The sequence below is a fragment of the Mesorhizobium sp. FG116 genome (assembly GCF_057809835.1).
This window is the reverse complement of the sequence record NZ_JBMDKS010000004.1, coordinates 13,606-26,386: the sequence shown is the minus strand read 5'-3', so window position 1 is coordinate 26,386 and position 12,781 is coordinate 13,606. Positions and strand designations below refer to the sequence as shown.

Genomic DNA, 12,781 nt, shown 5'->3' with positions numbered 1-12,781 from the left:
ACGGAGTGTGTATATATGGCGGGTAATGCGCGATGGATGAGCGGATCGATCAGTTTGATCGCAAGATATTGGCGCTTTTGCAGGAAGACGCGCGGCTGACCAACAACGACCTGTCGGAGCGGGTGAACCTGTCGCCGTCGCAGTGCTCGAGGCGACGGCAGCGGCTGGAAGAGGATGGCTATATTCGCGGATACCGCGCCACGCTCGACCGCGACAAGCTGGGCTTTTCGCTGGTCAACGTGATCTCGGTGACGCTTGCCACTCACAACCGCGACAATGCAAGGCGCTTTGGGGAATTGCTGGCGCGGCTGCCCGAGGTGCAGGAAGCGCATGCGCTGACCGGCGAGATGGATTACATCCTCAAGGTCGTGACGCCGGACCTGAAGTCGCTATCGGAATTCGTCAACGGCGTGCTTCTGCCGCACGAATCCGTGCAGCATGTAAAGACCGCGATCGTTCTGGAAACATTGAAGGAAACCGGCGCGCTGCCGATTTGAAGCGCTGCGAGGACCTCGCGTCAGGCGAAGCCCACCGAGACGCCCTTCTTCCTGAAGTAGGACTGCATCAGCTTGCGGCCCTGACGGTTCGGCTGGACAAGCTTGCTTGTCTCGAACGTCGCTTCCTTGACGCCCTCGCGCGCCATTGCGCCCTTGAGGGTGGCGATGTGGGTGTCGAGTTCCTCGTTGTCGTTGCGGATGGAGGTGTAGATAGCCTCGATAGCCTCGGCGACGGTCGTGTCAGTCATCATTCAATTCCTGGGTCTTGCCAGCAAAAATCGGGTAGTGGGAGAGCGCCTGTCCGCGCTCAGCTCTTCATCTGCTGGATCGCGATGAACAGGTTGCCGCTGCGCGTTCCCGAGCGGCAAAAGGCGAACACGGGCCCTGGAAGTTCATCGAGCGCTGCAGCCTGGTCCACGACATTTTCGGCGGTCATCTGGCCGCTGATGACCGGAATGTAACGAAAGGTCAGGCCAGCCGCCTCGACGGCCGATTGGATGGCCTCATGCGATGGCTGTCCGGGCTGTTCGTTGTCCGGGCGGTTGCAGATGACGCTCTTGAAGCCGGCGGCCTTGATGGTGGCAACCTCGTCCAGAGAGATCTGGCCGGACACCGAATAGTCTTCACTGATCTGGCGGATATCCATGTTCGTCCTCATGATGCTTCGCCTGCGCGCGTTCCGGCGCAGTCTTGCCACTCCCTTTCGCATGGAGCAATGACGAAATCCGGGCCGTGGAAAACTTTGCTGCCGCAGCAGGCTACGGCAGCAAATGGTGCTCAGCTTCCGGCAATCGCGCCTTTGATCTCACTGATGTTGTTTTGCATCATGTCGATATAGGTGGCGGCGGGGCCATCTGCCGGCGACAGGGCGTCGGAATAGAGCGTGCCGCCAACCTTGATGCCGGTTTCGCTTGCGATCTGCTCGATAAGGCGCGGGTTCGAGATGTTCTCGACAAAGATCGCCGCCGCGTGCTGCTGCTTCACCTGTTCAATCAGCCTGGCGACATCGGCTGCGGAAGGCTCGGCATCGGTCGAAATGCCTTGCGGCGCGAGGAAGGTGAGGCCGTATTCGTGCTCGAAGTAGCCGAAGGCGTCATGCGAGGTGATCACGACGCGCTTAGCCTGGGGGATCGCATCAATGGTCTGCCGGATTTCCGCATCAAGTGCATTCAGCTTCGCCGTGTAAGTGTCTGCATTGGCTTTATAAATGTCGCAGCCGGCCGCATCCGCGGCACAGAACGCATCGGCGATATTCTTGACGTAGATCGTGGCGTTGCGCGCGGACTGGAATGCATGGGGATCGACGGGACCGTGGTCGTGGCCTTCGTGGGTTTCTTCATGCGTATGGTCTTCGTGCGTTTCGGCGGCTTCGCCAGCCTCTTCCTCGGCAAATTCAGGTTTGAATTCGATGGAAGTGACGCCCTTGGTCAGTTCGACAACGGCGGCTTTGGTGGCGCTGGCATCGACAAGGCGCTCCAGGAAACCTTCGAAATGCAGGCCGTTGACAAGTACGACATCGGCCTTTGCCATGGCGACAGCATCCGCAGGCTTGGGTTCATAGACGTGCGCATCGCCGTCCGGGCCGACAAGCGTAGTGACCTCGACCCTGTCTCCACCGACATTCCTGGCGAAGTCGCCGATGATGGAAAAGCTTGCCACCACCTTGAGCGGATCCGCCAAGGCGAGCGACGGTGCAGTCGCAATAAATGTTATAACGCTCATGGCCAGAGCGGCACGGAGAGTGTTGTGCATTGGCAAAACTCCTTCTGGATCAGGCTGTTCTGTGGCGGTGGTGAACGATGCGGGCACGCAGCGCGCCGCGTGTCCCAAACAGGACGGATATGAAATAGACGACGCCGGCGGCGAGGATGATGGCGGGGCCTGACGGCAACGAGGCATGGTAGGACAACAGCAGGCCTGCAACACAGGAAACAAAGCCTATGACCACTGCCAGAACGCACATCGGTTCTACGCGGCTTGCCCAGAAGCGGGCGGCGGCGGCAGGCAGCATCATCAGGCCGACTGAAAGCAGCGTGCCGAGCGCCTGAAAGCCGCCGACCAGATTGAGGACGACCAGACCGAGAAACACGAAATGAACGGGAGTGCCAAACCGGCTGACAGAGCGCAGGAACAGCGGATCAAGGCATTCAGCCACCAAGGCGCGCCAGAAGACGGCCAACCCAACAAACGTGACAAAGACGATGCCGCCTATCAACGCTATGGCCTCGTCGTTAAGGGCGAGTACGGTGCCGAACAAGACGTGCATGAGATCAACGCTTGAGCCCCGGATCGAAACCATCAGCACGCCAACGGCGAGCGAGATGAGATAGAACGCAGCCATCGAGGCGTCTTCGCGCTGGATGGTGAAGCGGGAGACGGCACCTGCGCCCAAGGCGACGATAGCGCCTGCAATCAGTCCTCCGATGGTCATCGGCAGGATTTCGAGCCCGAACAGCAGGAAGCCAGCGGCAGCACCCGGCAGGATGGCATGAGCCATGGCGTCACCGGTCAGGCTCATGCGCCGCAGCATGAGAAAGACGCCGACCGGGCAGGCCCCGAGCGACAACATCAGCGAGCCGAGCAGGGCGCGCTGCATGAACGCGAAATCGATAAAGGGCGCGAGCAGCAGGTCATATAGCGCACTCATGATGCCGCCTTGACGTCGTCGTGATGATGGCCAGCATGGTCATGGTCATGGTCATGGTCATGGTCATGGTCATGGTCATGCGAATGCCCGTGTTCGGACGGCTCGCACCAGGGCGCATCTTCTTCCCACGCCTCGTGGAAGCGGCGGGCGCGCAACAGGTTTTCCGGGTGCAGTGTTTCAAGAGTGCTGCCCCATGCCACCGGCTTGCGGGCAAGCAGCAAGGTGTCAGGAAAATTCTGCCGCACAAGGTCGAGATCGTGGGCCACAACAAGGATGGTGCGCTGTTCGCCATGCCATTGCTTGATGAGAGCAATGAGGTCGCCAACGGTCTTGGTATCGACCGCATTGAACGGCTCGTCGAGCAGGATCAGATCGGCATCTTGAACCAGCACGCGAGCAAACAGCGCCCGCTGCAACTGACCGCCGGACAAGGTGTCGATCGGACGCTTCTCGAAGCCGGCAAGGCCGACTGCATTCAAGGCACGGCTTACCGAGGCCCGATCCTCGGATGTATGCCTGCCAAGAAGGCCGCGCTTCGGCCACAGGCCGAGCGAAACAAGATCGACAACGCGGGCAGGGAAGGACCGGTCGAGTTCGGACTGTTGCGGTAGGTAGGCGATGCGCGTTCCTTCCGCCTTGGAGACGCTGCCGGCCATTGGCTTCAGTACGCCGATAATACCCTTCATCAGCGTGGATTTGCCGGAACCGTTCGCACCGACGACCGCCAACAGCGAACCCTTTTCCACGACGCCATCAAGATGATGCACCGCCGGGTGACTGCCGTAGCCCAGGGTAAGGTCGTGAAAGGTGAGGCAGGCCTGTGTCATCGGGTCCAGCAGATATATTGAGGTGGGCATTGGGTATGTGATGTTATTACATTTGTCAACGACGCCGGCATCGAACCATGAGCGGAATCACAGGAAACCCGTCATCCAATCGGAATGGTCACTACGGCATTCGGGACTTGCCCCACGGCGATGCAGTATCTACACAGGCGCTTCCTGAAGCCTGACCGGGCACAAACAAGTGAAGAGGGAAGAAGCATGAGCATTCGCCGCATCGAAGTTGGCCCGCGCATGAGCCAGGCCGTTGTCCACGGCAACACCGTTTACCTTGCCGGTCAGGTCGGCGAAGGCGACGGCGTCGAGGCCCAGACCAAGGATATCCTGGCTTCGATCGACAAGCTGCTGGCAGAGGCTGGCACCGACAAGACCAAGATCGTTCAGGCGATCATCTGGCTGGCGGACATGAACGAATTCGCCGCGATGAACAAGGCTTGGGATGCCTGGGTTCCGCAGGGCCACACGCCTGCACGCGCGACCGGCGAAGCCAAGCTCGCCGCTCCGAAGTACAAGGTGGAAATCATCGTCACCGCCGCAATCTGACCCAATTTTCGGACCGAGGCCGGAAACCGGCTTTCGGTCCGAAATTCGTTCGACGTCGGCTTCCCGCGCGTGCCCCGTGCATGCAAATGGGAGCGCGGGGTGAAACTCAGCTCTGCGAGGGCGTAAACCTCGCCACCAGCGTGTGATTGTCCGCCGCATAGGTGAAACGAACGTGGGTGACCGGTTGGCCGGCACTCCATGTTCGGCGTTCGACGACTAGGCACGGTGAACCGGCGGCGATGTCGAGCGCTGCGGCAGTCGCCTTGTCAGCCGCTGTTGCACGTATGCGGTGTTCTGCACTGTTCCATGGAACCCGCGCCACCAGCCAAGGGCCGGGCGCGACATCGCTGAAGCTTTCATCCGCGGCTTCAGGGACCGATTGCAGGTTGATGACGCGATCTTCGAGGCAGAACGGACGCTTGCCGGCGAAATGCAGGCATTCCAGCACAAGAACCTGTTCCGGCGTATCCAGGCCCAGGAGCGCCCGGTCGCTCTGGTTGCCTTTTCTTTCCCGCCTCGACACGCGCTGGTATCGGTACGGCAGGCCGAGCGCTTCGACCTCAACCCGGATGTCGTGGATTTCCAGAACGGCGGCCTGTGACTGCGGGCGGCGCACGAAACTTCCCGAGCGACGCCTGCGTTCGATCAGGCCGGCCTTGGCAAGCTGCGAAAGCGCCTTGTTCACCGTCATTCGGGAGCAATCATATTGCTCGGTCAGCTCGTGCTCGAACGGAATGCGATGGCCCGGCGGCCATTCACCCGACAGGATGCGTTCGCTGATGTCTGCAAGGATGCGCTGGTGAAGCGATGTGACTTCGCCGCCGGTCTCTTCTGTTTCAGATAGGGCCATTGCGCATCCTGGGTTCAATTACCCTGCCGAGAGTTTCTTCATGACATCGCCAAAGCGCGCCGCAATCGCATCGCGCCGCACGTGCCTGCCGTTACTAACCTGCTTTTTGCCATGAACCCAGACGCAATCGACCTTGGTGGCATTGGCGAAGATCCAGGCGTCCAGAATGGCATCACCTGTTTTTCCAGCCAGCGACACCGAACCGGCATCGAGTGAGATGAAATCCGCCGGGCCGCCGACGGCGAGTTGCCCCGGCGCGGCACCAAGCGCTGCCGCGCCGCCATCCAAGGCGGCATCGAAAAGCGCTCGGCCGTTCGACTGGCCCGGCGCGGCCAGCACGTTGCGGGCGCGGTGGAACAGGCGCTGCGAATATTCTAGCTGGCGCAACTCGTCGGGTAGGCCGATCAGGACATTGGAATCGGACCCGACACCAAAACGGCCGCCATGTTCCATGAACAAAGGCGCTGGAAAGGTGCCGTCGCCAAGATTGGCTTCGGTGATCGGGCAAAGGCCGGCTATGGCCCCGGTCTTCGCCATGCCTGTCGTTTCCGCCTCGGTCATGTGGGTGGCGTGAATGGGGCACCAGCGCGAATCCATATCGGCGTTGGCAAGCAGCCACTCAACGGGACGCGCACCGCTCCAGGCAACGCAATCGTCGACCTCCTTGGTTTGCTCGGCCACATGGATGTGGATCGGTGTTTTGGGCGAGAGGTTGGCCACTTCTGCAAGTTCCGCCGGAGTGGCGGCGCGCAGGCTGTGGGGTGCAACGCCGACGACGGCGCGGTCCAACGGCTTGACCGCCTCTTTCGCTTTTTCAAAAAGATGACGGAATTGACTGATATCATTGATGAAACGTCGCTGCCCATCGTTTGGCACCGTGCCACCGAATCCTGAATGCGCGTAGAATACCGGCAACAAGGTCAAGCCTATGCCGGTTTCGGAAGCGGCTGCTGCGACGCGCTCGGCCATTTCAGCGATGTTCGCATAAGGCCGGCCATCGAGGTCGTGGTGCAGGTAGTGGAACTCGCCGACACGGGAGAAACCGGCTTCGAGCATCTCGACATAAAGCTGGGCCGCGACCGCTTCGACCTGATCCGGCGTCATCGACAATGCGAAGCGGTACATGACTTCGCGCCAGCTCCAGAAACTGTCCGCGCCCGGGCCGCGGGTTTCGGCAAGACCGGCCATGCCCCGCTGGAAGGCGTGGCTGTGCAGGTTCGGCATGCCGGGCAGGACAATGGCGTGGAGCTCGTCTGACGGGGCGGGGTTGGCGTCAACCTCAATGCCGGCCAGACTGCCGTCCGCGATGCTGAGGCGGACATTGTGTTGCCAGCCATCCGCCAGCAGGGCCTGTTCCGCAAAAATCGACGTCGCCATTCCGTCTCCCCGAATCTTCACAGTGTGTCACGATACCACTTGCGTGTCGCTTCGATATGTATATACATAACGACTGAGGAAAGAAATGGGAAAGATGATGAGCGGCAAGGAGAAATCAGGCGAGCATGCGCTTATCTGGCGAAATGCACGTCTGGCGACCATGGCCGGATCTTCAAGCGGACTTGGCATCATCGAGCACGGTGCAATCTCCGTCGCCAACGGGCGCATTGTCTATGCCGGTCCGGAAGCCGAGATGCCCGCTGCACCGGCACATGCGGAAACGATCGATTGTGAAGGTCGCTGGATCACGCCCGGCCTGATCGACTGCCACACCCACCTTGTCTATGCGGGAAACCGCGCCAACGAATTCGAGATGCGGCTGGCCGGTGCGACCTATGAGGAAGTTGCGCGGGCAGGGGGCGGCATCGTGTCTTCGGTCAAGGCACTGCGCGCCGCAAGCGAAGACGAATTGGTGGCGCAATCGCTGCCACGCCTCGACGCTTTGATGGCTGAAGGCGTGACAACCGTCGAAATCAAGTCGGGCTACGGCCTTGACCGGGACAACGAAGCCAAGGCGCTGCGGGCTGCGCGCCGGCTTGGCGGGCAACGTGCGGTTACCGTCAAGACGAGTTTCCTTGGCGCGCATGCGCTGCCGCCGGAATTTGCCGGCAATAAGGATGGCTATATCGACAGCGTCGTGAAGGACATGCTGCCTGCAATTGCGGCGGAAGGCCTGGCCGACGCGGTGGATGGGTTTTGCGAAGGGCTCGCCTTCTCGCCGGATCAGATCACGCGCGTATTCGATGCTGCCAGGGCAGCCGGACTTCCGGTCAAGCTACATGCTGACCAGCTTTCGAACCTGCACGGCGCGGAACTTGCGGCGCGCTACGGCGCGCTGTCGGCGGACCATCTGGAGTATACCGACGAGGCCGGCGCCGCCGCCATGGCCAAGGCGGGGACGGTGGCCGTCATCCTGCCGGGAGCGTATTATTTCATTCGCGAGACGAAGAAGCCGCCAATCGACCTGTTCCGCGCTCATGGAACGAAAATGGCGGTGGCGACCGACAGCAATCCGGGCACCTCGCCGCTGACATCGCTTTTGCTGACCATGAACATGGCCGCGACACTGTTTGGCATGACGGTTGACGAATGCATTGCAGGCGTGACGCGCGAAGCGGCAAGGGCGCTCGGCCTGCTTGGCGAAACCGGCACGCTGGAAGCCGGCAAATGGGCCGATCTTGCCATCTGGGACATCGAGCGGCCAGCGGAACTCGTTTATCGCATGGGGTTCAACCCGCTTCATGCGCGCATCTGGAGGGGACAATGACGGAACTTATGTTGAAACCGGGCAGTGCAACGCTTGGCGACTGGCGCGCGATCTATCGCGGCGCAGTGCCGAAGCTCGACCCGGCCTGCAAGCCGAAGATCGAGGCGAGCGCGCAGGCCGTGGCGCGCATCATCGCCAAGGGCGAGCCGGTCTATGGCATCAATACGGGCTTCGGCAAGCTGGCCAGCGTGCGCATACCGGCTTCCGACCTCGAAACCCTGCAGCGCAACATCGTGCTGTCTCATGCCGCCGGCGTTGGCGAACCTATGCCGGTTGCCGTGGTGCGGCTGATGATGGCGTTGAAGCTCGCCAGCCTCGCGCAGGGCGCTTCTGGTGTGCGCCCCAAGACGGTCGAGTTGCTCGAGGCGATGCTGGCGAACGATGTCATCCCGGTGGTGCCGTCGCAGGGGTCGGTCGGCGCATCGGGCGATCTCGCGCCCTTGTCGCATATGACCGCCGCGATGATCGGCGTCGGTGACTGCTTCACACCGCATGGCCGGTTTCCGGCACAGGTCGCGTTCGTATCGCACGGGCTTGAACCGGCGGTGCTGGGCGCAAAGGAAGGGCTGGCGCTGCTTAACGGCACACAGTTCTCGACGGCGTTTGCGCTGGCCGGGTTGTTCGAGGCTGAAGTGCTCTACCAGTCGGCTCTGGTGGCTGGCGCGCTCTCGACGGATGCCGCGCGCGGCTCCGACGCACCGTTCGATCCGCGTATCCATCTTTTGCGCAAGCATCGCGGACAGATCGAAACGGCCGACACACTGCGCAACCTGATGGCAGGAAGCGCGATCCGTGAATCGCACCGCGTCGGCGACGAACGCGTGCAGGACCCTTATTGCCTGCGCTGCCAACCGCAGGTGATGGGTGCCGCGCTCGATGTTCTGCGCAAGGCAGCCGACACGCTTGAAACGGAAGCCAATGGCGTTACCGACAACCCGCTGATCTTCGCTGAGGACGATACCGCGCTTTCAGGCGGCAATTTCCACGCCGAGCCGGTGGCATTCGCCGCCGACATGATCGCGCTTGCCGTGTGCGAGATCGGTTCGCTTTCGGAACGGCGCATCGCCATGCTGGTCGATCCGGCGCTGTCGGGCATGCCGGCGTTCCTGACACCGAAGCCCGGCCTCAACTCCGGCTTCATGATCCCGCAGGTAACAGCGGCAGCACTTGTCTCGGAGAACAAGCAGAAAGCCTATCCGGCAAGTGTGGATTCGATTCCGACCTCGGCCAATCAGGAAGACCACGTCTCGATGGCCGCACATGGCGCACGCCGTCTGATCGGCATGATCGAGAACGCGACGGCTGTCATCGGCATCGAACTTCTGGCCGCTGCGCAGGGCTGCGATTTCCACCAGCCGCTGGCATCGAGTGGACCGCTGGAAGCCGTACGTAAACTGGTTCGCGCCGAGGTGCCGCATCTCGACACCGACCGCCATTTCCATCCCGACATGGAAAAGGCGATTGCGATGGTGCGCAGCGAAGCGGTCATCAAGGCGGCAAGCTCGGTTGCGCTGCCGACGATTTCGGGGGCTCGTCAATGACCAACCCGAACTGGCTGACCGTCAGGCGCGGTGACGCGCCACTGGTGGTCAGCATGCCACACACCGGAACAGACCTGGCGGACCTCGACAAAAAGCTGGTCTCGCCGTGGCTGGCGCGGCGCGATGCCGACTGGTGGATCGACAGGCTCTATGATTTTGCGGCGAACCTCGGCGCGACGGTGGTGCATACCGCGATTTCGCGCACGGTGATCGACGTCAATCGCGATCCGTCAGGAGCATCGCTCTATCCGGGGCAGGCGACGACCGAGCTTTGCCCGACGACGACATTCGACGGCGACCGGCTCTACAAGGCAGGTCAGGAACCGGACGAGGCCGAAATCGCGCAACGCCGCTCAACCTACTACGACCCCTATCACGCTGCACTTGAAGCGGAGATTGCGCGGCTGCGTGCGCTGCATCCCCGCATCGTGCTTTACGATTGCCATTCGATCCGCTCGGTAATTCCCCGGCTGTTCGAAGGGCGTTTGCCGCTGTTCAACCTCGGCACCAACAGCGGCAAGAGCGCCGACGCAAAGTTGCAGGACGGCGTCGCGGCCATCATGGCAGAGACAGGGCGACCTTCGGTGGTCAACGGCCGTTTCAAGGGCGGCTGGATCACCCGCCACCATGGCCGCCCCGAAGACGGCGTCCACGCGCTTCAAATGGAACTGGCCTGCCGGGGCTACATGCTCGAGCCCAACGGACGCGTCGATGCGTCCAACTGGCCGACCCGTTACGATTCGGAATTCGCTGCGCCGATGCGCGCCACACTCACCAAGATACTCGAAGCCGCGCTTGCCTGGGCGCGTGGCTGAGAAACCCATTTTATCGGAGGCATCCATGACCACGCACACCCGTATCGACAATGCCCGTGTAATTCGCGCTGCCACCGGCACCGATCTTTCGGCCAAGAGCTGGCTGACGGAAGCGCCATTGCGCATGCTCATGAACAACCTCGATCCGATGGTTGCCGAAAAGCCGGGTGAACTGGTTGTCTATGGCGGCATCGGCCGCGCCGCGCGCGATTGGGAAAGTTTCGACCGTATCGTCGCTGCACTGAGGACACTGGAAGAGGACCAGACGTTGCTGGTCCAGTCCGGCAAGCCGGTCGGCGTCTTCCGCACCCACAAGGACGCGCCGCGCGTGCTGATCGCCAATTCCAACCTCGTGCCGCACTGGGCCAATTGGGACCACTTCAACGCCCTCGATAAGAAGGGCTTGATGATGTACGGCCAGATGACCGCCGGTTCATGGATCTACATCGGATCGCAAGGCATCGTGCAGGGCACTTACGAAACCTTCGTCGAGCTTGGCCGCCAGCACTACAACGGCAGCCTTGCCGGCCGCTGGATCCTTACAGCCGGCCTCGGCGGCATGGGCGGTGCGCAACCGCTAGCCGCAACCATGGCCGGAGCTTCGTGCCTTGCCGTCGAATGCCAGCCAAGCCGAATCGAGATGCGCCTCAAGACCGGTTATGTCGACGTCCAGGCCAAGGACCTCGACGACGCGCTGGCGATCATCGACAAGGCCTGCAAGGAAAAGAAGGCTATTTCCGTTGCTCTGCTGGGCAACGCCGCCGATATCTTCCCGGAACTGGTCAGGCGTGGCGTCAAGCCGGATGCGGTGACTGACCAGACGTCCGCCCACGATCCGGTCAACGGCTATCTGCCGCAAGGCTGGACGGTGGCCGAGTGGGAAGCAAAGCGCGAGCGCGATCCGAAGTCAGTTACGAGCGCAGCCAAGAAGTCGATGGCTGCCCATGTGCGCGCCATGCTCGACTTCCACAAGATGGGCATTCCGACCGTCGACTACGGCAACAACATCCGCCAGATGGCGCTGGAGGAGGGGGTCGAGAACGCCTTCGATTTCCCCGGCTTCGTTCCGGCCTATATCCGCCCGTTGTTCTGCCGCGGCATCGGCCCGTTCCGTTGGGCTGCTCTTTCGGGCGATCCGGAAGACATCTACAAGACCGACGCCAAGGTGAAGGAGCTGCTGCCCGACAACAAGCACCTGCACAACTGGCTGGACATGGCCAAGGAGCGCATCCACTTCCAGGGCCTGCCGGCGCGCATCTGCTGGGTTGGACTGGGCGACCGCCACCGCCTCGGCCTTGCCTTCAACGAAATGGTCGCAAAGGGTGAATTGAAGGCGCCGGTTGTGATCGGTCGCGATCATCTGGACTCCGGTTCGGTGGCTTCGCCCAACCGCGAGACAGAAGCGATGAAGGATGGCTCCGACGCCGTGTCGGACTGGCCGCTGCTCAATGCACTTCTGAACACTGCTTCGGGCGCGACATGGGTGTCGCTGCATCATGGCGGCGGCGTTGGCATGGGCTTTTCCCAGCACTCGGGCATGGTCATCGTCTGTGACGGTTCGCAAGACGCGGCACGCCGAATCGAGCGCGTTTTGTGGAACGATCCGGCGACCGGCGTCATGCGCCACGCGGATGCCGGCTACGACATCGCCATCGAGTGCGCAAAAGAGCATCAGCTCAACCTGCCGGGCATACTGGGCTGACAAGATGCAGGTTCTGCGCGCGAACAGCTATCGTTCGATGCCGTGGAAGAACGGCGGCGGCGTGACGACGGAAATCATCGTCTCGCCCGCCGGTGCCGCGCTGGACGACTTTGACTGGCGCATATCGATGGCCAAGGTCGAAAGCGGCGGCCCTTTCTCGTCTTTTGCCGGTATCGATCGCACGCTGTCCGTGCTGGAGGGTGAGGGGATCATCCTCTCGATAGCAGACAAGGCACCTGCCAGGCTGGACAAGGCATCGCCTCCGTTGCCATTTCCGGCAGACGTTTCGACCGATGCCACCCTCATCGACGGTCCGATCGTCGATCTCAACGTGATGACGCGCCGAGGGCGTTGCAGTCATTCGGTTGAAAGAATTGAACTTTTCGGGGTGAAGGATATCGACCCCCGCGCCGAAACCATTCTCCTGTTCAGCCTTCACGGGGGTGTTGAGGTTGACGCCTCGGGCCATATCCAGCTCGGCCCTCGCGATACAGCCATCCTGACGCCTGCCGATGCGCCCGTACGGCTTGAATCACCCAAAGCCTCGACACTTTTTGTGATCCGGATTCACGAAAACTCGGGCGATCATTAACGCCTGTAGCCAAGCGTCACTGCAATAGGGCGAAATAGCCCGCCTGAC

14 protein-coding genes are annotated in these 12,781 nt (G+C 61.6%); 7 read left to right on the top strand and 7 right to left on the bottom strand.

Annotation, left to right across the window (positions count from 1 at the left end; genetic code table 11):
• Window positions 1-32 precede the first annotated feature (32 nt).
• Entirely contained in the window at window positions 33-497 is a 465-nt protein-coding gene (locus ACODTY_RS05045; RefSeq protein WP_488993196.1) for an Lrp/AsnC family transcriptional regulator, read from the top strand.
• A gap of 20 nt (window positions 498-517) precedes the next feature.
• On the opposite strand, the gene ACODTY_RS05040 is transcribed toward ACODTY_RS05045, so the two are convergent.
• The 5 genes from ACODTY_RS05040 to aztA form a co-directional block, all read right to left on the bottom strand.
• Window positions 518-745: a hypothetical protein gene (locus ACODTY_RS05040; protein WP_488993195.1), complete on the bottom strand. Its 228-nt coding sequence runs from the start codon at window positions 743-745 to the stop codon at window positions 518-520.
• Window positions 746-804: 59 nt separating this feature from the next.
• Window positions 805-1,143, bottom strand: coding sequence for a protein tyrosine phosphatase family protein (locus ACODTY_RS05035; protein ID WP_488993376.1), 339 nt, complete (start codon window positions 1,141-1,143; stop codon window positions 805-807).
• Between the two features lie 131 nt (window positions 1,144-1,274).
• Window positions 1,275-2,249 (bottom strand): zinc ABC transporter substrate-binding protein AztC, encoded by a 975-nt coding sequence (gene aztC / locus ACODTY_RS05030; protein ID WP_488993194.1) that lies wholly within the window; start codon window positions 2,247-2,249, stop codon window positions 1,275-1,277.
• 19 nt (window positions 2,250-2,268) lie between these two features.
• Window positions 2,269-3,144 carry a zinc ABC transporter permease AztB gene (gene aztB, locus ACODTY_RS05025; RefSeq protein WP_488993193.1) on the bottom strand — a complete coding sequence of 292 codons (876 nt, stop codon included), beginning with the start codon at window positions 3,142-3,144 and terminating at the stop codon, window positions 2,269-2,271.
• On the bottom strand, window positions 3,141-3,971 hold the full coding sequence (aztA, locus tag ACODTY_RS05020; RefSeq protein ID WP_488993375.1) for a zinc ABC transporter ATP-binding protein AztA: 831 nt from the start codon (window positions 3,969-3,971) through the stop codon (window positions 3,141-3,143). Before aztA ends, aztB begins: the two co-directional genes overlap by 4 nt.
• Before the next feature lie 216 nt (window positions 3,972-4,187).
• Between aztA and ACODTY_RS05015 the strand changes: the two genes are divergently transcribed.
• Entirely contained in the window at window positions 4,188-4,529 is a 342-nt protein-coding gene (locus ACODTY_RS05015; RefSeq protein ID WP_488993192.1) for a RidA family protein, read from the top strand.
• 106 nt (window positions 4,530-4,635) lie between these two features.
• On the opposite strand, the gene hutC is transcribed toward ACODTY_RS05015, so the two are convergent.
• The gene (gene hutC / locus ACODTY_RS05010; RefSeq protein ID WP_488993191.1) at window positions 4,636-5,379 is read right to left on the bottom strand and encodes a histidine utilization transcriptional repressor HutC; all 744 of its coding nucleotides are present in this window, start codon (window positions 5,377-5,379) and stop codon (window positions 4,636-4,638) included.
• A gap of 18 nt (window positions 5,380-5,397) precedes the next feature.
• Entirely contained in the window at window positions 5,398-6,756 is a 1,359-nt protein-coding gene (locus ACODTY_RS05005) for a formimidoylglutamate deiminase (protein ID WP_488993190.1), read from the bottom strand.
• An 85-nt stretch (window positions 6,757-6,841) separates the two neighbouring features.
• Between ACODTY_RS05005 and hutI the strand changes: the two genes are divergently transcribed.
• Genes hutI through ACODTY_RS04980 form a run of 5 tightly spaced genes read left to right on the top strand, consistent with a single transcriptional unit; the run spans window position 6,842 to window position 12,733 of the window.
• A complete protein-coding gene (hutI, locus tag ACODTY_RS05000) occupies window positions 6,842-8,083 on the top strand; it encodes an imidazolonepropionase (protein ID WP_488993189.1) in 1,242 nt (413 codons plus the stop codon).
• Entirely contained in the window at window positions 8,080-9,624 is a 1,545-nt protein-coding gene (gene hutH / locus ACODTY_RS04995; protein WP_488993188.1) for a histidine ammonia-lyase, read from the top strand. Before hutI ends, hutH begins: the two co-directional genes overlap by 4 nt.
• The gene (gene hutG / locus ACODTY_RS04990; protein WP_488993187.1) at window positions 9,621-10,439 is read left to right on the top strand and encodes an N-formylglutamate deformylase; all 819 of its coding nucleotides are present in this window, start codon (window positions 9,621-9,623) and stop codon (window positions 10,437-10,439) included. The genes hutH and hutG overlap by 4 nt, the downstream gene beginning before the upstream one ends.
• A 25-nt stretch (window positions 10,440-10,464) precedes the next feature.
• The gene (gene hutU / locus ACODTY_RS04985) at window positions 10,465-12,141 is read left to right on the top strand and encodes a urocanate hydratase (RefSeq protein WP_488993186.1); all 1,677 of its coding nucleotides are present in this window, start codon (window positions 10,465-10,467) and stop codon (window positions 12,139-12,141) included.
• Window positions 12,142-12,145: 4 nt separating this feature from the next.
• Window positions 12,146-12,733 (top strand): HutD/Ves family protein, encoded by a 588-nt coding sequence (locus tag ACODTY_RS04980; protein WP_488993185.1) that lies wholly within the window; start codon window positions 12,146-12,148, stop codon window positions 12,731-12,733.
• Window positions 12,734-12,781: the final 48 nt, after the last annotated feature.

Bases quoted from the DNA above. Each gene is read 5' to 3' on its own strand.
- ACODTY_RS05040 (WP_488993195.1), bottom strand. From the start codon at position 745: ATGACTGACACGACCGTCGCCGAGGCTATCGAGGCTATCTACACCTCC.
- ACODTY_RS05045 (WP_488993196.1), top strand. From the start codon at position 33: ATGGATGAGCGGATCGATCAGTTTGATCGCAAGATATTGGCGCTTTTG.
- ACODTY_RS05015 (WP_488993192.1), top strand. From the start codon at position 4,188: ATGAGCATTCGCCGCATCGAAGTTGGCCCGCGCATGAGCCAGGCCGTT.
- aztB (WP_488993193.1), bottom strand. From the start codon at position 3,144: ATGAGTGCGCTATATGACCTGCTGCTCGCGCCCTTTATCGATTTCGCG.
- hutU (WP_488993186.1), top strand. From the start codon at position 10,465: ATGACCACGCACACCCGTATCGACAATGCCCGTGTAATTCGCGCTGCC.
- hutC (WP_488993191.1), bottom strand. From the start codon at position 5,379: ATGGCCCTATCTGAAACAGAAGAGACCGGCGGCGAAGTCACATCGCTT.
- hutH (WP_488993188.1), top strand. From the start codon at position 8,080: ATGACGGAACTTATGTTGAAACCGGGCAGTGCAACGCTTGGCGACTGG.
- ACODTY_RS04980 (WP_488993185.1), top strand. From the start codon at position 12,146: ATGCAGGTTCTGCGCGCGAACAGCTATCGTTCGATGCCGTGGAAGAAC.
- aztA (WP_488993375.1), bottom strand. From the start codon at position 3,971: ATGACACAGGCCTGCCTCACCTTTCACGACCTTACCCTGGGCTACGGC.
- hutI (WP_488993189.1), top strand. From the start codon at position 6,842: ATGGGAAAGATGATGAGCGGCAAGGAGAAATCAGGCGAGCATGCGCTT.
- ACODTY_RS05035 (WP_488993376.1), bottom strand. From the start codon at position 1,143: ATGGATATCCGCCAGATCAGTGAAGACTATTCGGTGTCCGGCCAGATC.
- ACODTY_RS05005 (WP_488993190.1), bottom strand. From the start codon at position 6,756: ATGGCGACGTCGATTTTTGCGGAACAGGCCCTGCTGGCGGATGGCTGG.
- hutG (WP_488993187.1), top strand. From the start codon at position 9,621: ATGACCAACCCGAACTGGCTGACCGTCAGGCGCGGTGACGCGCCACTG.
- aztC (WP_488993194.1), bottom strand. From the start codon at position 2,249: ATGCACAACACTCTCCGTGCCGCTCTGGCCATGAGCGTTATAACATTT.